The sequence below is a fragment of the Flaviflexus ciconiae genome (assembly GCF_003971195.1).
In the GTDB taxonomy this organism is placed as follows: Bacteria; Actinomycetota; Actinomycetes; order Actinomycetales; family Actinomycetaceae; genus Flaviflexus; species Flaviflexus ciconiae.
On sequence record NZ_CP034593.1, the window covers coordinates 2,398,807 to 2,421,703 of the forward strand.

At 59.2% G+C, this 22,897-nt stretch carries 21 protein-coding genes, 1 tRNA gene and 2 pseudogenes; 17 read left to right on the forward strand and 7 right to left on the reverse strand.

What is annotated here, in order from left to right; translation table 11 throughout:
- Positions 1 to 52 precede the first annotated feature (52 nt).
- The 6 genes from EJ997_RS10675 (at position 53) to EJ997_RS10700 (ending at position 7,896) form a co-directional block, all read left to right on the forward strand.
- Positions 53 to 1,510 carry a methyltransferase gene (locus EJ997_RS10675; RefSeq protein WP_164719971.1) on the forward strand — a complete coding sequence of 486 codons (1,458 nt, stop codon included), beginning with the start codon at positions 53 to 55 and terminating at the stop codon, positions 1,508 to 1,510.
- A gap of 101 nt (positions 1,511 to 1,611) precedes the next feature.
- On the forward strand, positions 1,612 to 4,350 hold the full coding sequence (gene topA / locus EJ997_RS10680) for a type I DNA topoisomerase (protein WP_126704540.1): 2,739 nt from the start codon (positions 1,612 to 1,614) through the stop codon (positions 4,348 to 4,350).
- Positions 4,347 to 4,952 carry a dTMP kinase gene (tmk, locus tag EJ997_RS10685; RefSeq protein ID WP_126704541.1) on the forward strand — a complete coding sequence of 202 codons (606 nt, stop codon included), beginning with the start codon at positions 4,347 to 4,349 and terminating at the stop codon, positions 4,950 to 4,952. Before topA ends, tmk begins: the two co-directional genes overlap by 4 nt.
- Entirely contained in the window at positions 4,936 to 6,084 is a 1,149-nt protein-coding gene (locus EJ997_RS10690; RefSeq protein WP_126704542.1) for a DNA polymerase III subunit delta', read from the forward strand. Before tmk ends, EJ997_RS10690 begins: the two co-directional genes overlap by 17 nt.
- Positions 6,085 to 6,153: 69 nt before the next feature.
- Complete coding sequence (locus EJ997_RS10695) at positions 6,154 to 7,701, forward strand: alpha/beta hydrolase (RefSeq protein WP_126704543.1); 1,548 nt, start codon at positions 6,154 to 6,156, stop codon at positions 7,699 to 7,701.
- 122 nt (positions 7,702 to 7,823) lie between these two features.
- A tRNA-Thr gene (locus EJ997_RS10700) sits at positions 7,824 to 7,896 on the forward strand.
- Positions 7,897 to 8,025: 129 nt separating this feature from the next.
- Here EJ997_RS10700 and EJ997_RS10705 read toward each other — a convergent pair.
- Positions 8,026 to 8,823: a hypothetical protein gene (locus tag EJ997_RS10705; RefSeq protein ID WP_126704544.1), complete on the reverse strand. Its 798-nt coding sequence runs from the start codon at positions 8,821 to 8,823 to the stop codon at positions 8,026 to 8,028.
- A 278-nt stretch (positions 8,824 to 9,101) separates the two neighbouring features.
- On the opposite strand from EJ997_RS10705, the gene EJ997_RS10710 reads away from it, so the two are divergent.
- Both EJ997_RS10710 and EJ997_RS10715 read left to right on the forward strand, forming a co-directional pair.
- On the forward strand, positions 9,102 to 9,551 hold the full coding sequence (locus tag EJ997_RS10710; RefSeq protein ID WP_126704545.1) for a hypothetical protein: 450 nt from the start codon (positions 9,102 to 9,104) through the stop codon (positions 9,549 to 9,551).
- Positions 9,552 to 10,024: 473 nt separating this feature from the next.
- Entirely contained in the window at positions 10,025 to 11,398 is a 1,374-nt protein-coding gene (locus EJ997_RS10715; RefSeq protein WP_126704546.1) for an MFS transporter, read from the forward strand.
- Between the two features lie 177 nt (positions 11,399 to 11,575).
- On the opposite strand, the gene EJ997_RS10720 is transcribed toward EJ997_RS10715, so the two are convergent.
- The 3 genes and pseudogenes from EJ997_RS10720 to EJ997_RS10730 all read right to left on the reverse strand — a co-directional run bounded on the left by EJ997_RS10720 (position 11,576) and on the right by EJ997_RS10730 (position 13,842).
- On the reverse strand, positions 11,576 to 11,992 hold the full coding sequence (locus EJ997_RS10720; RefSeq protein ID WP_206501653.1) for a MarR family transcriptional regulator: 417 nt from the start codon (positions 11,990 to 11,992) through the stop codon (positions 11,576 to 11,578).
- Positions 11,970 to 12,419, reverse strand: a pseudogene (locus tag EJ997_RS13220) (CE1759 family FMN reductase); the annotation flags it as partial. The gene EJ997_RS10720 and the pseudogene EJ997_RS13220, both read right to left, overlap by 23 nt.
- A gap of 238 nt (positions 12,420 to 12,657) precedes the next feature.
- Entirely contained in the window at positions 12,658 to 13,842 is a 1,185-nt protein-coding gene (locus EJ997_RS10730; protein WP_126704547.1) for an LLM class flavin-dependent oxidoreductase, read from the reverse strand.
- 449 nt (positions 13,843 to 14,291) lie between these two features.
- Between EJ997_RS10730 and EJ997_RS10735 the strand changes: the two genes are divergently transcribed.
- The 4 genes from EJ997_RS10735 (at position 14,292) to EJ997_RS10745 (ending at position 16,494) form a co-directional block, all read left to right on the forward strand.
- Positions 14,292 to 14,612 carry a putative quinol monooxygenase gene (locus EJ997_RS10735; protein ID WP_126704548.1) on the forward strand — a complete coding sequence of 107 codons (321 nt, stop codon included), beginning with the start codon at positions 14,292 to 14,294 and terminating at the stop codon, positions 14,610 to 14,612.
- Positions 14,613 to 14,818: 206 nt separating this feature from the next.
- Entirely contained in the window at positions 14,819 to 15,535 is a 717-nt protein-coding gene (aroD, locus tag EJ997_RS10740; RefSeq protein ID WP_126704549.1) for a type I 3-dehydroquinate dehydratase, read from the forward strand.
- 9 nt (positions 15,536 to 15,544) lie between these two features.
- Entirely contained in the window at positions 15,545 to 15,709 is a 165-nt protein-coding gene (locus EJ997_RS12990; protein ID WP_164719972.1) for a hypothetical protein, read from the forward strand.
- 47 nt (positions 15,710 to 15,756) lie between these two features.
- Positions 15,757 to 16,494, forward strand: coding sequence for a phosphoglyceromutase (locus tag EJ997_RS10745; protein ID WP_126704550.1), 738 nt, complete (start codon positions 15,757 to 15,759; stop codon positions 16,492 to 16,494).
- Between the two features lie 167 nt (positions 16,495 to 16,661).
- On the opposite strand, the gene phoU is transcribed toward EJ997_RS10745, so the two are convergent.
- Positions 16,662 to 17,354, reverse strand: a complete 693-nt coding sequence (gene phoU, locus EJ997_RS10750) for a phosphate signaling complex protein PhoU (RefSeq protein WP_126704551.1) — start codon at positions 17,352 to 17,354, stop codon at positions 16,662 to 16,664.
- A gap of 158 nt (positions 17,355 to 17,512) precedes the next feature.
- Here phoU and EJ997_RS10755 point away from each other — a divergent pair, with 158 nt between their 5' ends.
- Together EJ997_RS10755 and EJ997_RS10760 are read left to right on the forward strand one after the other, a co-directional pair.
- Complete coding sequence (locus EJ997_RS10755) at positions 17,513 to 18,676, forward strand: sensor histidine kinase (RefSeq protein ID WP_126704552.1); 1,164 nt, start codon at positions 17,513 to 17,515, stop codon at positions 18,674 to 18,676.
- Positions 18,673 to 19,361: pseudogene (locus EJ997_RS10760) on the forward strand (response regulator). Before EJ997_RS10755 ends, EJ997_RS10760 begins: the two are co-directional and overlap by 4 nt.
- A gap of 255 nt (positions 19,362 to 19,616) precedes the next feature.
- On the opposite strand, the gene EJ997_RS10765 reads toward EJ997_RS10760, so the two are convergent.
- Positions 19,617 to 20,090 carry a hypothetical protein gene (locus tag EJ997_RS10765; RefSeq protein ID WP_126704553.1) on the reverse strand — a complete coding sequence of 158 codons (474 nt, stop codon included), beginning with the start codon at positions 20,088 to 20,090 and terminating at the stop codon, positions 19,617 to 19,619.
- A gap of 150 nt (positions 20,091 to 20,240) precedes the next feature.
- Between EJ997_RS10765 and EJ997_RS10770 the strand changes: the two genes are divergently transcribed.
- The 3 genes from EJ997_RS10770 to ispF are packed head-to-tail and all read left to right on the forward strand — an operon-like array spanning position 20,241 to position 21,875.
- Positions 20,241 to 20,720, forward strand: a complete 480-nt coding sequence (locus EJ997_RS10770) for a CarD family transcriptional regulator (protein WP_126704554.1) — start codon at positions 20,241 to 20,243, stop codon at positions 20,718 to 20,720.
- Between the two features lies 1 nt (position 20,721).
- Complete coding sequence (ispD, locus tag EJ997_RS10775) at positions 20,722 to 21,414, forward strand: 2-C-methyl-D-erythritol 4-phosphate cytidylyltransferase (protein ID WP_126704555.1); 693 nt, start codon at positions 20,722 to 20,724, stop codon at positions 21,412 to 21,414.
- Positions 21,411 to 21,875 carry a 2-C-methyl-D-erythritol 2,4-cyclodiphosphate synthase gene (gene ispF, locus EJ997_RS10780; RefSeq protein WP_126704556.1) on the forward strand — a complete coding sequence of 155 codons (465 nt, stop codon included), beginning with the start codon at positions 21,411 to 21,413 and terminating at the stop codon, positions 21,873 to 21,875. Before ispD ends, ispF begins: the two co-directional genes overlap by 4 nt.
- 239 nt (positions 21,876 to 22,114) lie before the next feature.
- On the opposite strand, the gene EJ997_RS13580 is transcribed toward ispF, so the two are convergent.
- On the reverse strand, positions 22,115 to 22,894 hold the full coding sequence (locus EJ997_RS13580) for an MFS transporter (RefSeq protein WP_228201482.1): 780 nt from the start codon (positions 22,892 to 22,894) through the stop codon (positions 22,115 to 22,117).
- Positions 22,895 to 22,897: the final 3 nt, after the last annotated feature.

The window sequence follows — 22,897 nt, forward strand, 5'->3', positions numbered from 1 at the left end:
AGATAACATTCCAGTTAGTTTCAAGAAAGTGTCAAGTTTAGGGATGGTGAACGTGTTGAAACTCCTAGAATTGGCTGATCGGCTCTGCGAGGATCTTGCTGGTTACACAGAATCGGCGGTCGCAACGGCCCTCGGCCCGGTTGGCATGGCCGGCATTGCGAGAGAGCAACGCCTCCCTGGAATCTGTTCCGTGGATCGCAATCCCAGCCGCATGGCACTCGTTGCCGCCCTGTTCATGCTCGGTGGGAGGCTCAGCTTGGAAGAGTATGAGCAGGTGCTCCCCTCAATCCCGCTCGAGGAAGCCATCGAAGCTGGCCTCGTCACTGACTCAATCCGATCCTGCATTGCTATCCGTCCCGTCCCGGTTGATGATCGGCACGGCGGAGGGGAACTCCTTATCGCCTCCGACCTCGGCCCTCTCCAAGGCAAGGCTCCCAGTACGGATCACGTCATGCCGGTGGGCGGGGCAACAAAGACCCTCGCCAGCCTGACCTCCTTCGAGGCGGGTCAGACAGTTCTCGACCTGGGAACCGGGTGTGGCTATCACGCGCTTCTTGCCGCCAAGGCGGGCGCCAAGGTCGTTACCACCGATGTCTCGGAGCGGGCGCTAGCGTTCACGAAGCTCAACGCCAGCCTCGCGGGGCTCGAGGTGGAGACCCGTCTCGGATCCCTCTACGAGCCAGCCCCCGAACGATTCGACCGGATCGTCTCCAACCCGCCCTTCGTTATTACGCCCGCCAAGGTCCGCGCCATGATCGGGACCTTCGAATATCGGGACGGCGGCGTGGAAGGTGATTCCCTCCTGCAGGAAGCAATCGTCGGCACCAAGGATCACCTCACCGAAGACGGAATAGCCTGGATGCTCGGCAACTGGCAGGTCGCAGCGGATGTGACAAGCGGAAGTTTCGGCGAAGCGTGGAAGCAACCGGTTGAGGAATGGCTGGGGGACCAGAAGGCCTGGGTAGTCCTTCGAGACGCTATTGACCCAGCCCAATACGCCGAGATGTGGTTGCGGGAAAGCCAGTTAACCGGCTCTGCCTACGATTCTGCCTACTGCGTTTGGCTCGGAGAGTCCGCCAAGGACACCTCAATCGCCTTTGGCTACCTGACGATCGCGGCAGAGGATGGGCCGCAGCGCCTCGAAGACTATCGCGGGCCGATTGCCGACACTTTTGTTGATTCAACATGGGCGGGGCTTGAGCTGGCGGGAGCCTCCGATCAGGAGTTGCTTGCCATGCGCCTGGTTTCGAAGGCTGTTCTCGAGACGCGGCTCCACACGCCGGGCCAACCCGACCCTTGGCACATCTCCATCACCGCCCACGGTCGGGAGATTCCCGTCAGTGCAGAAGTTGCAGGATTCCTGGGAGCAAGCGATGGGGAATTGACCACGGGACAGATCATTGCGGCACTTGCCCAGCTCCTGTCCGTCCCCGAAGACGAGATGACGGAAGCTGTTCTACCGGCCGTGAGAGAGTTGATTGGAGCTGGCGCCCTCGTCCTTGGCGGGTGATATCGTGAGCCCGAGTGCGAGCGGCGAGTTGAACAACGGGGTGCTACTCCTTATATATTGTGCCTAGTCCCTCGCCGGATCCATCAACCGAAGGAAGTTCAGTGACCAAGCTTGTCATCGTGGAGTCTCCAGCCAAGGCCCGCACCATTGCGGCCTATCTTGGCTCGGAATTTGTGGTCGAAGCATCAGTCGGCCACATCCGGGACCTAGCGGAGCCACGGGAACTTCCTGCTGACATGAAGAAGGGGCCTTACGGGCGCTTCGCCGTCAACACGGAAGACGGATTCGACCCTTACTACATCGTTGACGCGAACAAGAAGAAGACAGTCACAGAGCTGAAGAAGCTCCTGAAAGACGCCGACGAACTCTATCTCGCAACGGATGAGGACCGGGAGGGCGAGGCAATCGCCTGGCACCTCCTGCAGGTCCTCAACCCGAAAGTTCCGGTCAAGCGCATGGTGTTCCACGAAATCACCCGCGAAGCAATTGACCGGGCCCTCGAGAACACCCGCGAGATCGACACGCAGCTCGTCGACGCACAAGAGTCCCGCCGAATCCTTGACCGGCTCTACGGCTACGAGGTCTCGCCGGTCCTCTGGCGGAAGATCGGTCCCGGCCTCTCCGCGGGCCGCGTACAGTCCGTCGCCACCCGCCTCGTCGTTGAGCGCGAACGCGAACGCATGGCGTTTGTGTCGTCCAACTACTGGTCCGTGGCCGTCAAAGTCCACGGCGGTGAAGAGGGCGCCGAAGAGACATTTAAGGCACGACTCACCAGCGTCGACGATCGTCCCGTTGCTCAGGGCCGCGACTTCGGTGACGATGGCAAACTCAACCCTGCCGCAATCCGCAAGGACGTAGCAGTCCTCGACGAAGAGAGTGCGAAGGCGCTCGCGGAAGCCCTGACGGGTGCACATATCGGTGTGCTCAAGGTCGAGTCGAAGCCCTCGAAGAGACGCCCGTCTCCGCCGTTCACCACATCGACGCTTCAGCAGGAAGCCTCTCGCAAGCTTGGACTCAACTCCCGTCAAACCATGAGCCAGGCCCAGCAACTATACGAGAACGGTTTCATTACCTACATGCGTACCGACTCCGTCGACCTATCGAAGGAAGCGGTTTCTGCGGCACGGTCCCAGGTGAAGGAACGCTACGGTGACTCCTACATCCCGGAAAAGCCCCGCTTCTATTCGAAGAAGGCGAAGGGCGCCCAAGAGGCCCACGAAGCAATCCGTCCGGCGGGCGATAAGTTCCGTAGCCCGGACCAGGTGAAGTCCGCCCTGTCCGGCATGCAGTACAAGCTATACGAGCTTATTTGGAAGCGCACCCTAGCGTCGCAGATGTCGGATGCAAACCTCCTGACATCGTCGGTACAGATGAGCACGGAAGTGCAGGCAGCGGGCTTCTCGAAGGCCGGCCTCTCGGCCTCCGGCACGGTCGTTACCTTCCCCGGCTACCTTGCCGTGTACGAGGAAGGTAAAGACAAGTCCCGGTATGAGGAGAAGGACGGAGAGTCCCGCCTGCCGGAGCTGTCCGAGGGCGACATTGTTGACGTTGTCGATCCCGGTGCGGTTGCCGAGGGTCACGAAACGACCCCGCCGCCCCGCTTTACGGATGCTTCGCTCGTCCGAAAGCTTGAGGAGCTTGGCATTGGTCGCCCCTCGACCTACGCCTCGACGATCTCGGTTATTACCGATCGCGGATACGTGGAGCGCCGCGGACAGGCCATGGTGCCCACGTGGATTGCCTTCTCCGTCATCCGTCTTCTCGAGGAGAACCTCCCCGGGTATGTTGACTACGACTTTACGGCCCAGATGGAGAATTCACTCGACTGGATCGCGAGCGGCAAGACCGATCGCGTTGCCTACCTGGAATCCTTCTACCACGGCGATGACGACCATAAGGGTCTTCAGCACGAGGTCGAGAACCTCGGCGAAATCGATGCTCGAGCCCTGAATACGATGAGCCTCGGTGAAGGTGTCGATTTGCGAGTCGGCAAGTACGGCCCCTACATCGAGAAGGCCATTGAAGACGGCGACCCGCTCCGCGCGAACGTTCCGGTTGAACTCACCCCGGATGAGCTCACGCTTGAGAAAGCGAAGGAGCTCCTGGAGAAGGGCAAGGATGACGGCCGGATCCTTGGCGTCCACCCCGATACCGGCAAGGAGATTGTCGCGAAGAACGGCCGTTTCGGCCCCTACGTCTCCGAGGTCCTCCCGGAGGACAGCCCGAAGACAGCGAAGCCGAAGACCGCATCCCTGTTTAAGAACATGGATCTCAGCACGATCTCTCTTGACCAGGCAGTTGAGCTCCTGTCGCTTCCCCGCGACGTCGGACCCGACGCCGAGGGCACGATGATTACCGCCCACAACGGAAAGTTCGGTCCCTACCTGAAGAAGGGAAGCGACTCCCGGAGCCTCGAAACCGAGGAGCAACTCCTCAAGATCACCGTTGAAGAGGCCGAGGCGATTTTTGCTCAGCCGAAGAGGCGCGGACGCGCCGCTGCCGCCGCTCCGCTCAAGGAGTTCGGCGAAGACCCGATCTCGAAGAAGCCCGTTGTTCTTAAGAACGGTCGCTTTGGTCACTACGTCACCGATGGTGAGATCAACGCATCACTGCGAGTAGCGGACAACATCGAGACGATCTCGCCCGAGCGAGCATTCGAGCTACTCGAAATGAGGCGCGAGAAGCTCAAGAATGATCCGCCAAAGAAGAGCACTCGTAAGGCACCCGCCAAGAAGACCACCGCGGCAAAAAAGACGACAACGACGCGGAAGCCTGCGGCGAAGAAGACCACAACTCGCAGGGCTCCTGCGAAGAAGGCCACGGAGGAGAGCGGGTCGTGACCGGCCGCTTCATCTCCTTTGAAGGCGGTGACGGATCCGGGAAAACCACCCAGATTCGGAAGCTAGCAGAACGAATCCGGCAGGCAGGCGGCGACGTTGTTGTCACCCGCGAGCCGGGAGGTACCGACCTGGGGCTGAAGATCCGCCAGGCACTGCTTCACGGCGAAGATCTGTCCCCTCGGACGGAAGCTCTCCTCTATTCAGCCGACCGTGCGCACCACATGGCAACGGTTGTTCGCCCCGCCCTCGAGCGGAGCGCCACCGTGATCACCGATCGCTTCATGGACTCCTCGATCGCATACCAGGGCGGTGCCCGCGGACTCGGCATCGATACGATCACGAAACTCAACCGGTGGGCCGTGGAGGACCTTGTCCCGGACATGACGATCCTTCTTGACCTTGATCCCGTCATTGGTGCACAGCGCGTAGGAGCCAAAAAGGACCGGCTCGAATCCGCAGGCGACGCATTCCATGCGGAGGTCCGCCAGACCTTCCTCGACCTTGCCGCCAAAGAGCCAGACCGGTTCGTGGTCGTTGACGCAAGCAGGACACCCGAGGAGATCTCCGCAGACATCGGAACGGCCTATGACCGTCTTCGATGACCTTGCAGGGCAGGAAGCGGCAATCGAAGTGCTGACTCGAGCCGCTACGGCTGCCCGCACCGGCAGCGCGGGAATGACGCACTCCTGGTTGATCACCGGGCCCCCCGGTTCGGGACGATCAACCGCCGCTAAGGCCTTCGCCGCTGCTCTCCAGTGCACCGGCGAGCCAGTGGGGTGCGGTGAGTGCTCGGGATGTCGGACAGTCATGTCCGATTCCCATCCGGATGTTGAAATTCTGGCCACAGAAGCAACGACCATCACCGTCGCATCGGTACGTGAACTCGTTTCCCACGCACAGTCAACACCGACGGTTGGCGCGTGGCGAGTCATGATCATCAAAGAGGCCGACCGCATGGTTGAGAGAACAACAAATGTTCTCCTCAAGGCAATTGAAGAGCCGCCGCCCCGTACCGTGTGGATTCTGTGCACACCATCGCCCCGCGATGTGCTGACAACAATTAGGTCAAGATGTCGGGGGCTCAATCTCGTGATCCCCGCGGCGGAAAAAGTTGCAGACCTGCTGGTGCGCCGTGACGGCATTGATCCTGACGCCGCCCTAATCGCCGCGAAAGCAGCTCAGTCCCACGTGGGGGCCGCGAAAGCCCTTGCGAGAGACCCCGGTGCGGGCGAGCGCAGACGAGAGAATCTTCGTGGCGCCTACGGGATTAGGACGGCAGGGCATGCGGCCCTAGCTGCGCAGGCACTCATCGACCGCTCGAAGGTCCAAGCGGAGGCTGAAGGTGAGAATCGTGCGGACCGCGAAATTGCGGAACTCCGCAGGACCCTGGGCCTGGCACCCGATGAAACCATTCCGCCAGCAATGAGAAGCCACTTTAAGCAACTGGAGTCCGAGCACAAGAAGCGAGAAACACGACGGATTCGCGACGCTCACGACCGCGCTCTCATCGATCTGCTATCTCTCTACCGGGACGTCCTTGTCGTACAGCTGGAGGCTGGCACCGATCTTGTGAATGTTGATTTCGAGAAGGAGATCGAAGACATCGCGGGATCGATCACGGCTGACAAAACGATTGCGATCATGGATGAAATCTCGCTGGCTCGTGAACGCATCGGAGCCAACGTTGCACCGCAGCTCGCTATCGAAGCGATGATGATGGTGATGAGGCGCTGACCGGGGGATCAATCCCCAGACAGTCTTCCGCCGTCGAGGATAGGCAGGTATCTGGTCTAGTCTGAAGGCGTGAAACGCTCTATCGCCGCCCTCGGTTCTCTGTTCCTCTTCCTCGGCGCCTGCTCATCATCTGTGCCCGGTGAAGAGCTCTCCTCTGATGGGTCTAGAGACCCCGGGGAGTCAACGGCCCCGATTCCCGAGGGTCTCGAAGCCTTCTACGAACAGGAGGTGACGTGGGAGGCTTGCGAGGAATCCGGAACAATCAACTCGGAATGCACCGAAATCACGGTTCCCCTCGACTATGACGATCCCGATGGTGAAACGATCGAGATCTCTGTCCTGAAGGCAAACGCGACAGGCGAAGCTCAAGGCTCGCTGTTCGTTAACCCCGGTGGCCCTGGAAGCTCTGGTAAGGATGTGGCGGAGAGCGCGACTTTCTATTTCAATGATCCCATTATCGAGAATTACGACATCATTGGCTTTGATCCACGCGGAGTCGGCGACTCGGCACCGGTTGACTGCATGCCCGATGATGAGCTTGGCCTCGTGCTCGATGCGAGCTACCCGGACACTGACGAAGGCTCTGCGGAGTCGCTTGAAGACACGAAAGAAATCGTCCAGTCCTGTGTCGATACCTCGGGTGACCTCCTCGAGCACGTGTCAACGATCGACGCTGCCAGGGACATGGATGTCATGAGGGCGGCACTTGGAGAGAACAAGCTCGATTACTTCGGCTTCTCCTACGGCACCCATCTTGGTGGCCAGTACGCCGAGCTCTTCCCCGACAACGTGGGACGCATGGTTCTTGACGGAGCCGTTGACCCTGCGATTTCCTCTCTTGACTCCAGCTACTTCCAGGCGGTCGGCTTCGAAAAGGCGCTGACGGCCTACGTCGAATACTGCCTGGAGGACGGGGACTGCCCGCTGGAAGGCGACACTGCTGACGAGGCCAAGGAGTTCCTCCAGGGACAGATTGAGGACAGCCTCGAAAACCCACTTCCCACGATGATTGATGACCGCTCCGTGACCCCGGGAATTTACTACACCGGTATCGCCACCACTCTCTATGCCGAAGAGTCCTGGCCCTACCTCACGGAAGCTCTGAGCATGGCAATCGAGCGGGGTGACGGAAGCCTCCTTCTGTCATTTAATGACCTCATGATCGGACGTGACACCATGTCCGGTGAGTTTATGGACAACTCCCTGGAGGCGCGTTGGGCGATCAACTGCATTGACTACCCCGCCGATGCTGATGAAGAAGCCGTTGCGGAAAACGATGCTCGACTCCACGAAGATGCTCCGACATTCGCTCCCTACTTTGAGGGTGGAGATGTCTTTTGCAACGAATGGCCGCACACGGCCGATGAGGTCCCTGGACCGTTCGTAGCGGAAGGCTCCTCCGAGATTATTGTCATCGGAACCGTCGGCGACCCGGCAACCCCATACGAGGCTGCAGTCAGCCTGGCTGAGCAACTCGACAACGGCATCCTCCTGACCTGGGAAGGGGAGGGTCACGTCGCATACGGCACGGCTGGCTCCTGTATTGATGATGCAGTGGACAACTACTTCGTCGATGGGACAATCCCCGAAGACGGATTAACCTGCCCTGCCAACTAGTCCGTCAACTACGATCCAGCGCCCCGGTTCACCCACCGGGGCGCAATCGTGTTTAGCGCCATAGCTGAGTATTTGAAATCGAGCTCCGGGCTTGGGTAAGCTCGGTTTGCTGATAACCCAGCGCCGCCTTAGCTCAGTCGGTAGAGCGATTCACTCGTAATGAATAGGTCGTCGGTTCGATTCCGACAGGCGGCTCAGCTCCGAAACCCCCGCCCTGCGGGGGTTTCGCATGTAATCGGCCCGATGACGTCATTGGCGCCTCGGGGTTTTGCCCGGCGGGTGGGAGTTATCGCGACCGATTCGATCTTTGGGTCTGTTTGCTGTTTATGGCGCCTCGTATGGTTCCAGCAGTAGCCACATCCGAACCTGCGTGGCGTCGGGCCCGAGGTAGATTGCCTGGAGTTCTTCGTCGATAGGCTTTTCCAGATAGGTCACGGCGATGACGCTGTCGCCAGTGCGAAGATCCTCGGCAAAGGCTTCATCGAAGAGCTGGTCGTTAATGAAGTCCAGGGCAGGGTCTGACGGTTGCTCGTATTCGGTGTCGTCGATGACTATGCCGGTTGGCAGTTCGGGAACACCTGGAGTGCTACCGATGTGGTCGTATTGGATCGTTACCTTGCACAGCTCCTGATTTGCTTTGCCAATATAAGAGTCTGTCAGGTTGTCGCGATATTCCTCATTCAATGCACCGGGGTCCACCCCGCATACAACCTCGTGCAGGGTCGCGTCCCACTGGAACGGCTCTTCGTCCCCGACTTGTTCTGCGGAACGGTAAGCAGGCTCTCCGAAATACCACGGCAGTGCAGGAATTGTACCGTCAGGTCCGGGTGCAACATCCCAGTCCATCGGTCCATCGGAATAGTCCGGGATTTCTACGTCATCAATATCCGGGGTGAGAGTCCGAGGCTCATAGACAGGTTCCTCCGGCTCGCTAGGCTCACCCTCCGTTGCCTCATCTGTCTCCCCAGTCTCGTCGGGCGTGGGTGACTCCGTGGCCTCGGTGGTGTTGTCGTCGGCTCCGGTGTTGTCGGTGGCATCCTCGTCGGATGTGGTTGCATCGCTACATGCGGCAACGATAAGTAGTGCTACCGCCGCAGACGTTGTCAGCTTCATTGCTCTCATGACCACCACACTACGGAACCAGGGCACACGGGGCGCGGCGAAAGATTGGTAGATACCGAGCTGGAATCTTCTGTTATCGGACTGCAGTGTTCCTATTTTCTGTCGAACTTTCCATCATCATGTTGCATGCCCCGCACGGAAATCGTTTCGGGTCCAGTGGCTTGGGACCTTTGGCCAGGTTGCACTAATTGGTGTCGTTAGGCTGATTATGAACCGCCGCTTTCGGCGTCGTGTCGGCAATTGAGAGATGAGTGATTTGCGTGCCTGCTATTCAACACATGAAGAGTGCTGGATTCATTCTGTGGGGCATTTTGTCGTCCTTTTTCGGAATCCTATTGGGTGGGATTGCCTATTGCATCGCTGTCGATTCGTGGAACTCATATTCTTACTCGTATTCCAGCCGGTCGGACGACACCATTGAAGTGCTGGTCATCTTCGGCATTGTTTTCCTATTCTTGGGTGCAGTACTGCTAACCATCGGTATCTATCGTGCGTTCCGTATGTTTGATGCGATGGGGGAAAAATTTCTTTTTGAGCCCCACGTGCAACAGTCCTATGCCTGGGGCCGCCCAGTCGATCCTAGCTTTGAGGAGAATGTGCCGGTTGGCCCGGCTCCTGGGGCTCATCGGTACCACAGTGTGAGCGCGGAGAACGTCGCGAACCAAGATGATCTCTCCGGTGCTCGAGAGCAACAGTTCCGTCCGGATTCCACGCAACAAGAGTTTTGACGCTAAGCCCTGAATGTGCGCTCTTGAATGCTCGCACCCCAACACCCTCGACGTTATCGGGTTGCTGGGGACGTAGGTCGTTCGGCGAACTCGCCCCGTAAAAAGTAAGGCCCGTCCGATCGGGACGGGCCTTACCAACTATGACACTTGGGAAGTAATGTCGTGACTTCACTCTAAGGCGCCCTTCGAGTCCTTTTCCGGGACTAAAGGCTGGGGATGATGCGCATCACGTATCCGGATGTTGACGCGTAATGGGTGCTGTACTTGATCTGCTCGGAAAGTGCTTGCCGTGGTGATGTCTTCGTCATGGTTTCCGACCCATAGCCTGACCTATTGGCGATTTCTAGCGGATTGTCGACGGTCTCACCGTGGGGAATTGTGCTGATCTGAAAGGTATGCGGTGTAGCATCGAGCCACATCCCAGGAATTCGAGGGGACCTGGGCGCGGTCTCCTACGAGATAAAAGGACGTTGATGAATACTTCTGCAGATGATCAAGCATCGCGCGACGAAGAGGTGCTTGCACGGTCGGAGCGGCTGGAGCGGCTGCCGTTTACGAAGAAACTCGGGAAGCTTCTTGGAACATCGGGTGTTGGATGGGCGCTGGACGCGATGGATGTTGGACTCATCTCCTTCATTGTCGCTGCGCTTGCTGAACAGTGGGGACTGACCGACAGCGAGAAGTCGTGGGTTTTCTCCGTCGGCTTTATTGGCATGGCAGCGGGAGCGACTCTTGGTGGTCTGCTTGCGGACAAGATTGGTCGCCGCTCTGTCTTTGCCCTCACCCTCCTGATCTACGGAATTGCAACAGGGGCTTCGGCCCTTGCTACCTCCCTCGGGGTTCTTCTGGTATTCCGCTTCCTTGTTGGCCTTGGCCTGGGTGCCGAGCTGCCCGTGGCTTCTACGCTGGTATCGGAGTTTGCGCCGAAGAGAATCCGCGGACGCGTCATCGTCTGGCTTGAAGCCTTCTGGGCTATCGGCTGGATCCTTGCCGCTCTGATTGGCTACTTCATTGTCGCCGGTTCGGATGATGGATGGCGGTGGGGCCTTGTCATTGGCGCCGTGCCCGCGATCTACGCACTTGTTATTCGTCTCCACGCACCCGAATCGGTTCGTTTCTTGGAGACCAAGGGCAAGTATGACGAAGCCGAGAAGATTGTTCAGGAATACGAGGAATCTGCCGGCCCTGAATACGAGTACACGGGACCGACCGTCCAGTCCGAGGTGGATGCTGAGAAGTACAAGCTTCCGCAGGTCGATAAGCACCTGACTATTTGGTCGCCCTCGATGAGGCGCCGCACGATTGCCCTGTGGATCATCTGGTTCGCCATCAACTTCTCCTACTACGGCGCCTTCACCTGGATCCCGTCCCTCCTGACAGCGCAGGGCTTCTCGCTGGTTAAGTCCTTCGAGTTCACTCTTATCATCACGCTGGCCCAGATCCCGGGCTATGCTCTCTCGGCCTACCTCATTGAGAAAATTGGCCGCCGTTCCACGCTCGCGATCTTCCTCGCAGGGTCTGCTGTGGCAGCAATTCTCTACGGTCAGGCGGCTGTGGACTGGCAGATCATTGCAGCCGGCATGATGCTGTCCTTCTTCAACCTCGGTGCGTGGGGTGCGCTCTACGCGATTGGCCCAGAGCTATACCCGACGACCGTCCGAGGAACAGGCACGGGAGCCGCTGCCGGCTTTGGTCGTATCGCCTCGATCATCACTCCGCTTCTTGTCCCCCTCTTTATCGGCTGGGGAGGAAACGTTCTCACGTTCACGGTCTTCTCCATTGCGTTTGCAATAGCGGCCGGGGCCGCGTTCTTCCTGCCCGAGCAAAGAGGCAAATCTATTCACTAGAAAGTTCATGAGCTAACCAGATGCTCGATGGCGAACGCCATCGACAAACGTGAATATCCCCGGCTTCATCATTTGATTGCCGGGGATATTCATTTTTCTAACTGTCTGTGTCGAGGTGGCAGCCAACGTCCTCGAAGACACGGAGGAGCACCTCGGCGTCGCCGGGCTGGAGGCGGTTCAGGAACAGTTCCTCCACCTGGGCTGAATGGAGCTGTGCCGCATCACGGAAACAGTCCCTGCCAGCATCGGTGATCGTGGCGACCGCACCACGACGGTCCGCCCTTCGACTTCGCGCGTGACGTAGCCGCGTTCCACAAGGTGCTTGATTCGGTACGTTATTCGTGAAGGAGCGAACACCATCCGGTTGGCGAGCTCGCCCATCCTCATCGAGCCCCCTGCTTCTTTCAGCAGAAGAAGCAGGTTGTAGTCGGTGAGGCTGAGATTTGCTTCGTCCTTGAGCTGCTTTTCCAAGCGGTCACGAAGAAGCGCGGTTGCTTCCCAGTAGGCGCGCCACGCCTGTCGGTCAGTGCCGTGCTCGCGGTGGGCGGGGTTCGCGGACCGAGTCCAGCGACTAACCGTTGAGGAGCTGGTCAAAGGGAATCACCTCGAGATCCTCAAGATTCGTCTCCTTCTTTTTCCGCGGGCGTGCTGGACGACCCTCGAGGAGGCTGGCGAAGCTGGCACCGGCCTTCGCGATCCGCTGATGGATCGGCTCGGTGCGAGTGGAGTCAGCTCCGCCCTCGACCCGGCCCCAGTCGTCCGAGGCGGCGAATACGCTCATGGGCGCCGTAACACCCTTGAGGTAGGCGAACAGCGGCCTCATGGCCTGGTCGATAACGAGCGAGTGGCGGGCGGTTCCTCCCGTGGCTCCCAAGAGAACCGGGGTGCCCGCGAACTCCTCCTCATCGATAAGGTCCCAGAAGGACTTGAACAGGCCCGAGTAGGAAGCCTTGAAGGTCGGGGTGACGGCAATGACGCCGTCTGCCTGCATGACCTGGTCAATAGCCTCTTGGAGCGCGGGGAGTTGTTGTGCGCGATCAGCGCGTTGGAGATGTCCGAGGCGAGGAGCCGAAGCTCAACAACGTGGACCTCGGGTACGACACCGGACCCTGACAGTGCGTCGGTGGCTGCCTCGGCGAGGCGGTCGGCCAACATTCGGCTCTGCGAAGGGTCGCCGAGTCCGCCGGAAACAACGGCGATGTGCCGTGCCTCGGGAGTGAACGGATCGGTCGATTCGAAAGCGTTCTCGATAGCTACCATCAGTTGTTTTCCATCTCCTTAGCGGCGGCCTCAAGCTTGGCCTTGCGCTCCTGTGCGTCCTCCCATGCCTTCGAGCCTTCCTTGCCTCCGGGAACCGGGTCCTCGCCAGCCTGGTGGCGCTTAACAAGGAAGTCGTGGGTCGGTGCGGAAGGAACGTCCTCAGGACGGTTCTTCTTGAATTCTTTGCGCAATACCGGCAGAACGTCTTCGCCGAAGATGTCGAGCTGCTCAAGAACGGTCTTTAGCGGCAGGCCGGCATGGTCGATGAGGAACATCTGACGCTGGTAGTCGCCAACCCAGTCACGGAACTCGAGAGTGCGGTCGATGACCTGCTGGGGCGAGCCGACGGTCAGCGGTGTCATCTCCGTGAAGTCCTCCATCGAGGGCCCGTGGCCGTAAACCGGGGCATTGTCGAAGTAGGGACGGAACTGGCGGACTGCCTCCTGCGAGTTCTTGTGCATGAATACCTGGCCACCGAGAGCGACATAAGCCTGGTGGGCCTTGCCGTGACCGTAGTACTCGTAGCGCTGACGGTAGAGGCGCACCATCTGGATGACGTGCTCCTTGTTCCAGAAAATGTTGTTGTGGAAGAAGCCGTCACCGTAGTAGGCGGCCTGCTCTGCGATCTCGGGGGAGCGGATCGAACCGTGCCACACGAAGGGGGCAACGTCGTCCAGCGGCCTCGGGGTTGCTGTGAAATTTGAGAGCGGCGTGCGGTTCTTACCCTGCCAGTCCACCTGCTCCTCGTGCCAGAGGCGGTAGAGAAGGTTGTAGTTTTCAACGGCGAGGGGGATGCCGGCGCGAATGTCCTTACCGAACCAGGGGTAGACGGGGCCCGTGTTGCCACGACCCATTGTCAGGTCGACACGACCGTCGGCAAGATGCTGCAGGTAGGCGTAATCCTCGGCAAGGCGAACCGGATCCATCGTCGTAATCAGGGTTGTCGCGGTCGACAGCGTGATCTTCTCCGTCTGTGCCGCAAGGAACGAAAGGAGGGTAGGCGGGTTGCCGGGGGCAACGAATGGCGGGTTGTGGTGCTGGCCGGTTGCGAAAACGTCGAAGCCGACCTCTTCCGCATGCTTGGCAATCTCAACGGTTGCCTTGATGCGCTCGTTCTCTGTGGGCGTCTCGCCCGTCGTGGGATCGGTCGTGACGTCACCGATTGTGAAAACTCCGAACTGCATGCTGCTCCCCTTCTCGAAAAATAGTTTAAATTTGAACTATATAAGACAACGCGGAATCTGCTGATCTATTCCCTAGCATCCCGGACGTGACAGAAGCAACAGAATTGATGTCGCTGTGGAGATGGTTAGGTGTCGACCCGGTGTAAGCATCTGTGCCTGTCGTGGATGACTGTCGTGGAGCGCGAGCGTCCGGCAAGTGCCGGAGGTGCCGGTGCTCTGTTGGGTATCCGTGCTGAGTTGGCTGCCGGGAATAGTCCGCCGTGGCCAGTTGGCACGGTTGTTCCCCCAAGTGCGAAATGACGGGACACGATGCTGCCTGGGCGATTAGCGTAAGTGTGGCGGGGAAGTCGCGAACAGAATGCAGGTGTCGACTTGCGTCTTAAAGCGTTAGGGAATTCGCCGCCACTGCGAGCCCGTTTGGGCTCGCAGAAACCTATGGAAGGGAAGCCATGATTCTCATCGTCGTTAAGTTTCCGATTAAGCCCGAGTATGCCGACCGCTGGCCCGAGATCAGTGCAGAGTTCACCGAGGCCACCCTCGCTGAGGACGGCAATAAGTTCTTTGAATGGTCAAGGTCGGTGAACGAACCGAACACCTATGTCCTCGTAGAGGGCTTCGAGGACGATGGGGCAGGGCCCCATGTCCAATCCGATCATTTTAAGAAGATGCAGGAAGAGTTCCCGCAGTACCTGACGGCAACCCCGAAGATCATCTCCCGTCAGATCGACGGCAACGACTGGGACGACATGGGGGAACTCCAGGTCGACTAGTCGAATTGCGACGGTCAATTTCTCTTGCCAACCCAGGCACAGTTCCGTCTCGCCTCGGCTAGCAGTAGCCCACAAGTCTCTGGGATGCCGGTATGGGCGGTGCGTTTGAGGCGGGAGAGTCCGCGTGGGGCCTGTGGTGGCTGGCCGGGCCGGGAAGCGGCCGACATAATTGAAGATGCCGGGATGGTGCCCGGCAGGAGGTATGTATGGAACCGCGTTTGCCCGAACCGCTAACGGGAGCGTCCCCCGTCCCCGCATTGATTGTCTCCGTTTTTGGAGCACCTTCCGAGATTCCGGCTCAGCTCGCTGAGGCCCGTGAGGCGGGTGCTGACTGCATCGAGTGGCGTGCTGACTTGAGCGATGACTGGGATGCGTGCGCGGAGCAATTCGAGGGCATCGAATTGCCCGTGATCGCCACGATCCGAACCGATCGTGAGGGCGGTAAGTTCCCGGGGCACGGCCATGACTACGCAGCCGCTGCCATGAGGCTTGCTCGCCCGCCTTTTGCTGCGATCGATGTTGAGGTTGGCAGGTCTGCCGCCTACCAGGTTGTTCCGATGGCGCACGATGCTGGTATTCCCGTCATCGCATCCCACCACGACTTCACTAGCACTCCCCGCAACGACGATATTCTGGCGACGTTGAATGACATGGCAGAGATTGAGGCGGATCTGTTGAAGATTGCCTACATGCCGAAGCATTCGGATGATACCTGGCGTCAAATGGAACTGACCCGTGAAGCAAAGGGCCGCTTCGGCCTTCCCGTTATTTCAATCTCCATGGGTCAGGAAGCCGCGTGGACGCGGGTTGCGGCTAAAGCCTGCGGATCCGTCGCAACGTTCGGAGCGCTCGGCGGAGGCTCAGCACCAGGCCAGCTGGATACTCACCTTCTCCGTCGTGTTATCGACGCGCTTGGACGTTAGACTAATCCCGTGGAGAACCTACTTGCAGTCCTGCCTTCAATCCTTGCGCTTGGCGCCTTCGCCGCGGTCATGAAGCTCATCATGAACTCGGACCGTCTCGAAAGGAACGCTGAGGCGGAGCTCGATGCTCGCGAGGCCGCGGAGGCCAAGGCCCACGAAACGTCGGCAGACTAGGTCCGCCGTCCCCCACCCGTTAACCACTGACATGGAAAGATAGGTACATGGTCTACAAACTGGTTCTGCTCCGCCACGGCGAGAGCGAATGGAACGCAAAGAATCTCTTCACTGGATGGGTTGATGTCCCACTGTCCGAGAAGGGCGTGGGAGAGGCAAAGCGCGGCGGCACGCTCCTGAAGGATGCTGGCGTTACGCCCGACATTCTCCACACCTCGCTGCTACGCAGGGCAATCTCGACCGCCAACCTCGCCCTCGACGAAGCCGATCTGCACTGGATTCCGGTCAAGCGCAACTGGCGCCTGAACGAACGCCACTACGGCGCTCTCCAGGGCAAGAACAAGAAGGAAATCCGCGACGAGTACGGTGAAGAGCAGTTCATGCAGTGGCGTCGTTCCTACGATGTTCCGCCGCCGCCGATCGAGCTCGGATCCGAGTTCTCGCAGGATCAGGAAGCCCGCTACGCAGGTGAGCCGATCCCCGCAACCGAGTGCCTCAAGGACGTCCTCGAGCGTCTTCTCCCGTACTGGGATGAGGAGATTGTTCCGGACATCAAGTCGGGTAAGACCGTCCTGATTGCCGCACACGGCAACTCGCTCCGCGCAATCGTTAAGCACCTCGACGGTGTTTCCGACGAGGAGATCTCTGGCCTCAACATCCCGACCGGTATCCCGCTCTACTACGAGCTGGATGAAGACCTGAAGCCGATCAAGGCCGGTGGCACCTACCTCGATCCCGAGGCAGCAGAAGCCGCGATCGCGGCCGTTGCCAACCAGGGCAAGTAAGTCCCCTGAAGTAGCTGAGGGCCCCCGTTCAATTGAACGGGGGCCCTCACTGTGCGTGGGTGGGATTCTCGAAGTGACTGGTTGGGTATGCCGGTGCCGGTCCCTACGGAATCCTTGGGGAGCTAGCGCTTTGTCCTGTAAAAGTTAGCGCAGGTTCCTCGAATGGATTATTGACGCTCCTCGTAGCCCAGGGCTACGTCGCCAATTGACATGTTTCGTTCGGCGTGGATACCGGTGACAAGGAACGTAATGCGGCGGGCGATCGAAACGCCGTGGTCGCCGTAGCGCTCCATGTAGCGGGCAAGGAGAACGGTGTCGATGAGCTCCTGACGCTCCATGTGCTGCTTCTCGTCAAGGATGAGGGAGAACGACTTCTGGTGAAGCTTGTCGAGAATCGAGTCCTCTTCTTCGATCCTTTCGGCGAGCTCCAGATCGTGGCTGTCGAGTAGCTCGGCAACGCGGTGGCCAACGATCGTGGCGTGCTCCGCCATCTCAACCAGCAGGTCATAGACTTCGCCGGAGTTGACGCGCTCGGGGTAGCGGCCGCGTGCAACGTAGGCAACGTGGCGCGCAAGGTCACCCATGCGCTCGAGGGTGGAAGAAATACGGAGGGCTGAAACAACGGTACGAAGATCTGCTGCGACGGGTGCTTGACGGGCGAGGAGGGAAATTCCCATCTCGTCGAGGTTGCGCTCGAGAGCATCGATCCTCTTGTCGGCGTCGATGACCTGCTCGGCAAGCGCTAGATTGGCGTTCTTGAGGGACTCGGCGGCCCCCTCCATTGAGCGCGCAGCTTCGCGCCCCTGCTTGAGCAGATCGTCGCCGAGCTGCTGCATTTCCTGCTTGAAGATCTCGCGCACTTTGACTCCTTGATGTTGGTGATTCTGGAGTGGGTAAACAATTTCCGAGCTTGATCTCATCATAGCCGGGTTAACTACTTGTAAGGATGAGGTAAACAGAAAGTCATTCACGTGGAACTAGATGGGTGATTCTTGCTTTGACGGTCTAGTCTGGAAGCATGCCTGCCTCTGGGATCGTCTACATGATCGTTGCAGCGCTCCTAGGAATTGTTGTAGGAGCCTACACCATGCATGCCTACCGGTCGTCACGAGAGGGTCAGAAAGGCATGGAAGTTGACGAGCCCGGGCCGTCGGAAGGCGACGTGCAGGCTATCCTTTCGGCCATGCCGCAAGCCCATATCCTTCTGAACCGCATGGGAGATGTTGAGCGCGCCTCCACGGTTGCCTATTCCCTCGGGTTGGTCCGCGGATCACGTGTTACTCGCTCCGAGATTGCTACCGCCGTTGCCGAGGTCCGCGAGAGCGGGGAAGCTATGGATATGGAAGTGTCGATGCGGCGGTCCTTTGAGGAGGCCGGCAAACTCATCCTGTCCGTCCGGGTAGCGCCGATGAGCGGAAACCGTTTCCTTGTCCTGTTCTTTGATTCCACGGAAGCGAAAAGACTGGAAGAAACAAGGCGCGACTTCGTTGCCAATATTTCTCACGAACTAAAAACACCGGTGGGAGCGATCGGATTGCTCGCTGAAACCATCGAGGAATGTGCGGACGAACCTGAGAACGTCATTATGTTCACCGAGAAGCTGCAGAGGGAATCTGTGCGCCTTGCTTCTCTCGTGCAGGACATCATTGAACTGTCCCGCCTTCAAGACGGTGCCGCGCTCGTTAATTCCGAGCTCGTTGATCTGGGTCAGGTGATCTCCGAGGCGATCGACCGCTGCCGCGTTGAGGCCGACAACCGAGGTATCTCCCTCGTGTCCGCGCCGGTGGAGCAGGCGACAGCTTTCGGTGACAAGTCGCTACTGACAACAGCGGTACGCAATCTCATCGACAACGCGATCCGGTACTCGAACGAGGGCGGTCGCGTTTCAATTGGGCTGAGCGAACTCGATGGCGAAATGAGGATTGCTGTCGTTGACCAGGGCGTTGGCATCTCCACCGAGCAACGCGAACGCGTCTTTGAACGTTTCTACCGTGGCGATGAGGCCAGGACACGGGATACTGGTGGTAGTGGCCTTGGCCTTTCAATCGTTAAGCACGTCGCAGCCGACCACGGCGGGCGTGTCACCCTGTGGAGCGAGCCAGGTAAAGGCTCGACCTTCACGTTCATCGTTCCAGCGGCGTATGCGAATACGCCGGACACCAAGGAAGAGGTAATCCGATGACTGCGATTCTGCTCGTCGAAGACGAAGCGTCCTACCGAGACACTCTCGCATTCAAGCTCCGCCGTGACGGCTACGAAGTTGTCGCCGTCGGGACGGTAAGGAGGCTGTGGACAGCTTCGACCGGGTCGAGCCCGATATTGTCCTTCTCGATCTCATGCTCCCGGGCCTCAGCGGCACCGAGGTGTGCAGGCAGATCCGCCAAAAGTCCTCCGTCCCCGTCATCATGCTGACCGCGAAGGACTCGGAGATCGATAAGGTTGTTGGCCTGGAGATCGGGGCCGACGACTACGTGACAAAGCCCTACTCGTACCGCGAGCTCGTGGCCCGCATGAGAGCCGTGCTACGTCGCGGAGCAAGCGAGGACTCCGGCGAAGAAGAGGTGTCGCTGTCCGTCGGTCGGGTCACGATGAACACCGACCGCCACGAAGTCCACATCGACGGCGAGACGGTCGCCATGCCGCTGCGCGAATTCGAGCTTCTCGAGCTCTTCATGCGGAACCCGAACCGTGTCCTCACCCGAGGTCAGATCATTGACCGGATTTGGGGCCCGAACTACATTGGCGACACAAAGACCCTCGACGTGCACGTGAAGCGCGTGCGTTCAAAAATTGAACTGGATCCTTCGAAGCCCCAGATGCTGAAGACCGTTCGTGGCCTCGGCTACAAGCTGGAAGCCACCGAATAAGACGAAATAACAAGCCGGGTGGGCGGGGAGTATTCGTGCTCCTGGCCCACCCGGTTCATGTTTGACGAGGGAATGCTTGCTCGCGGGATGTGGTCGAGCAACAGATTGCTTACGCGTTGCTTCGCCACCGCGTGGTGACGGCGAATGCGCGCGGGAATACGCCCGCACGACGGAGGTACTCCTTATGACCGACGTTTGTGGAACGTGGAAGGCCCCGTCAGTGACGGGGCCGACCGAAGAAGAGTGTCAGTGTGGCTAGTCGCACTGCGCGTCAGGGAAAGCGTCCTCATATCCCGATGCACATGCCGTGATCACGGGGATCGTGGCGGGGGCTTCTGCACCACCGGCAGTGACAATGGCGTCGACGTTGTAGCCCGGCTGGAAGTCGCCTTCGATCAGGATGAGCTCATCGTTCTCCGCGAGTTCAGCGGTGCTGAAGTTCAGGTGGGAGCTAGCTTCGACGTCGAAAGACTCGGTGATGTCACCGCCCGAGATCTCTGCGGTGACGGCCTCCTCGGAGCGGTTGTTGACGAGGCCGTAGAGAACGCCTTCGCCGTTGCCGTCCGAAATAATCATGAGGTTCTCGAACACCACGTCGGAATCAAGGTGGACGCGGATGCCATCAGACGGTGCGTACGGCTTCTGAGTGATCGCCTCGGTTGTCATCGAGCATGCTGCCGTTGTGAGTAGCACGAGAGCGCCGGCGGCGGTAAGACGCTTAAGATTCACATGACCTCCTATGTCAGTTCCCCAGAATAGCGTACCGTGCGCGCTCTGATTGGCGAATAGTAGACGAATACTCGGATCCTGTGAGCCGGATTGTGCGTGATGCTAGAATAGATTTCTAGTTGGGCTCATTCCGTGAAAGGCTTTCTATTTATGTCGCTTAAGATCGGCGAGACTGTTGTCTACCCGCACCATGGGGCTGCTTACATTGAAGACATCGAGACCAAGGTCATCGATGGCGAAGAACTGAAGTACCTTACGTTGCGCGTGATCCAGGGAGATCTCGTCATCCAGGTTCCCGCCGCCAGCATCGAAGACGTTGGCGTTCGTGACGTCTCGAACGAGGCAAAGCTCGAGCAGGTCTTTGAGGTCCTGCGCGAGGAAATGACAGAGGAGCCGTCGAACTGGTCCCGTCGCTTTAAGGCGAACGGTGAAAAGCTCACGAGCGGGGACGTCATCAAGGTCGCCGAAGTTGTTCGTGACCTGACGCGCCGTGACGAGGACCGTCACCTCTCGGCAGGTGAAAAGCGAATGCTGACCCAGGCCCGCCAGATCCTCGGATCCGAGGTCGCCCTGGCAAAGGACATCAACGAGGAAGAAGCATCTGACCTCCTCGACGAAATCCTCGGCTGACATGACCACCGCCGTTGTTGTGACGGCCGCCGGCATGGGGACCCGACTCGGGTTCAACATGCCCAAAGCACTCGTGCCTTTGCACGGGCGCACACTCATTGAGCGGGCTTTGGATGGTGTCATCGCCTCCGGCATTGCCGACCAAATCGTCGTGACGATCCCGCCGGGTACGGAGGATGTGTTCTCCGGCCTGGTCGGAAACGACATTGATATCGTCCCCGGAGGGGACACCCGCCAGCAGTCCGTCAAAAACGGCATTGACCAAACGGGCACTGCCGACATCATTCTCGTTCATGACGCGGCACGTTGCCTAACCCCACCTCCCGTGATCGTCCGCGTGCGAGACGCTATTGCCGCAGGGCAGGCTGGGGCCGTTCCGGGGCTTCCCGTGACCGACACGGTTAAAGTGGTGCGCCCCGAACCTCCGTACGAGCCCGTTATCGACACGCTTGAGCGGAGTGTTCTCCGCGGGGTGCAAACCCCGCAGGGCTTCAACGGCGAGATTCTCCGCGAGGCCCACGAGATCGTGTGGCCAGGCGTTGATGGCGCGCCGGACGATGCGAGTCTTGTCGAATACCTGGGCCACGATGTTGTCATTGTTGAGGGAAGCCCCCTGGCCATGAAAATTACGACCGTGCTTGACCTTAAGCTCGCTGAGCTCCTCCTGAGGGAAGAGACAAAGGAAGAAGTATGAGGGCAGCCACCGCGATTGACGTACACGCGTTCTCTCGGCAGCCGCGTCCCCTCATGCTTGCATGCCTTGAGTTTTCCGACACCGGGGGCCTGGCCGGACACAGCGACGCCGACGTTGCCGCGCACGCGGCTGCCGATGCTCTCCTCATTGCCTCCGGAATCGGGGAACTCGGGACGGTCTTCGGAACCGACAGGGAGGAATGGGCGGGGGCCTCGGGCTCTGTCCTCCTGGGGGAAGCAGTCCGCCTGGTCAGTGAAGCAGGTTGGCAGATCGAGAACATCTCGATCCAAATCATTGGCCAAAAACCCCGTTTTGCTCCGCGCCGGCTTGAGGCGCAAGAAACCATGTCGAGCATCGTCGGAGCACCCGTACTTCTTTCCGCAACAACGACGGACCACCTGGGGGCACTGGGACGCGTTGAGGGTATCGCTGCCCTGGCGACGGCTCTTCTAACCGACTGAGTACGTGAGATAGTCAGCTAGTTTGCTGGTGCCATCAAGAACGCCAGCCACGGCGCCCCAAGCATGCCAATAGGTCGGTGACGAAGTTCGCCAACGAGCGGCCGTGAACGGCGGCACGAGGACCACGGTGTGCGCCGCTGTCCCAGAAAACTTAGTGGGCGCGGCGCGGAACTCACCGCATCGCGCCCACACCTTGGTTAAACTCAGCCTTTCGGCGGGCAGCCAAGGTTGAGCGCTTACTATTCCTCGAAGGCGGCCACGTTGTCGCGATTCTTACGCTCGGGCTTGATCAGGAAGAACGTAAGGAAGCCGGCGAGGAGGACGACGACGATGCCGAGGATGCCAAAGTAGGCGGCTTCGTCCTTCGTGATGTCGAGAGCGGTAGCTCCGATGGTGATTGCCATGGAGTAGAGGAAGGGCGAAAGGAACGAGACGGCACGGCCCGTCGTTGCATAGAGGCCAAAGATCTCGCTTTCCTCACCGGCGGGGATGATCCGGGCTAGGTAGGTACGGGAACTCGACTGCGTGGGACCAACGAAGACGCAAAGGAGAAGTCCGCAGATCCAGAAGACGATTGTTCCGGCGTCGTGGAGGAAGAAAATGAGGAGCCCGAGAGTCACCATTGACGTGAGAGAGAACAGGATGACGGGGCGGGAGCCGAAATAATCGTCCGCATAGCCAAAGGTAATGGTAGCGATGCCGGCGACGAGGTTTGCGGCGATACCGAAGACGAGGACCTCGCCATCGGAGAAACCGAAAGCCTTAGCAGCGATCACGCCACCGAAGCTGAACACACCTGCGAGACCATCGCGGTACAGGGCGGAGGAACCAAGGAAGTAGACGAGCGAACGATCCTTGCGCCACAGGCGGGCAATCGAAGCAAACAGCAATTTGTAGGAGCCGATGATTCCCACCTTCTCCGTCGTCTTCGGCACCGTATCGGAAGCGGTCCGCATAAGAGGGAAGGAGAAGATAAGGGTCCAGATGGCACAGAGGACCATGGACACGCGGATCTTCATCCC

Excerpts from the sequence above, each read along its gene's own strand:
- EJ997_RS10690 (WP_126704542.1), top strand. The coding sequence starts at position 4,936 with ATGACCGTCTTCGATGACCTTGCAGGGCAGGAAGCGGCAATCGAAGTG.
- EJ997_RS10705 (WP_126704544.1), bottom strand. The coding sequence starts at position 8,823 with ATGAGAGCAATGAAGCTGACAACGTCTGCGGCGGTAGCACTACTTATC.
- EJ997_RS10710 (WP_126704545.1), top strand. The coding sequence starts at position 9,102 with ATGAAGAGTGCTGGATTCATTCTGTGGGGCATTTTGTCGTCCTTTTTC.
- EJ997_RS10715 (WP_126704546.1), top strand. The coding sequence starts at position 10,025 with ATGAATACTTCTGCAGATGATCAAGCATCGCGCGACGAAGAGGTGCTT.
- EJ997_RS10730 (WP_126704547.1), bottom strand. The coding sequence starts at position 13,842 with ATGCAGTTCGGAGTTTTCACAATCGGTGACGTCACGACCGATCCCACG.
- EJ997_RS10735 (WP_126704548.1), top strand. The coding sequence starts at position 14,292 with ATGATTCTCATCGTCGTTAAGTTTCCGATTAAGCCCGAGTATGCCGAC.
- aroD (WP_126704549.1), top strand. The coding sequence starts at position 14,819 with ATGGAACCGCGTTTGCCCGAACCGCTAACGGGAGCGTCCCCCGTCCCC.
- EJ997_RS10745 (WP_126704550.1), top strand. The coding sequence starts at position 15,757 with ATGGTCTACAAACTGGTTCTGCTCCGCCACGGCGAGAGCGAATGGAAC.
- EJ997_RS10755 (WP_126704552.1), top strand. The coding sequence starts at position 17,513 with ATGCCTGCCTCTGGGATCGTCTACATGATCGTTGCAGCGCTCCTAGGA.
- EJ997_RS10770 (WP_126704554.1), top strand. The coding sequence starts at position 20,241 with ATGTCGCTTAAGATCGGCGAGACTGTTGTCTACCCGCACCATGGGGCT.
- ispD (WP_126704555.1), top strand. The coding sequence starts at position 20,722 with ATGACCACCGCCGTTGTTGTGACGGCCGCCGGCATGGGGACCCGACTC.
- ispF (WP_126704556.1), top strand. The coding sequence starts at position 21,411 with ATGAGGGCAGCCACCGCGATTGACGTACACGCGTTCTCTCGGCAGCCG.
- EJ997_RS13580 (WP_228201482.1), bottom strand. The coding sequence starts at position 22,894 with ATGAAGATCCGCGTGTCCATGGTCCTCTGTGCCATCTGGACCCTTATC.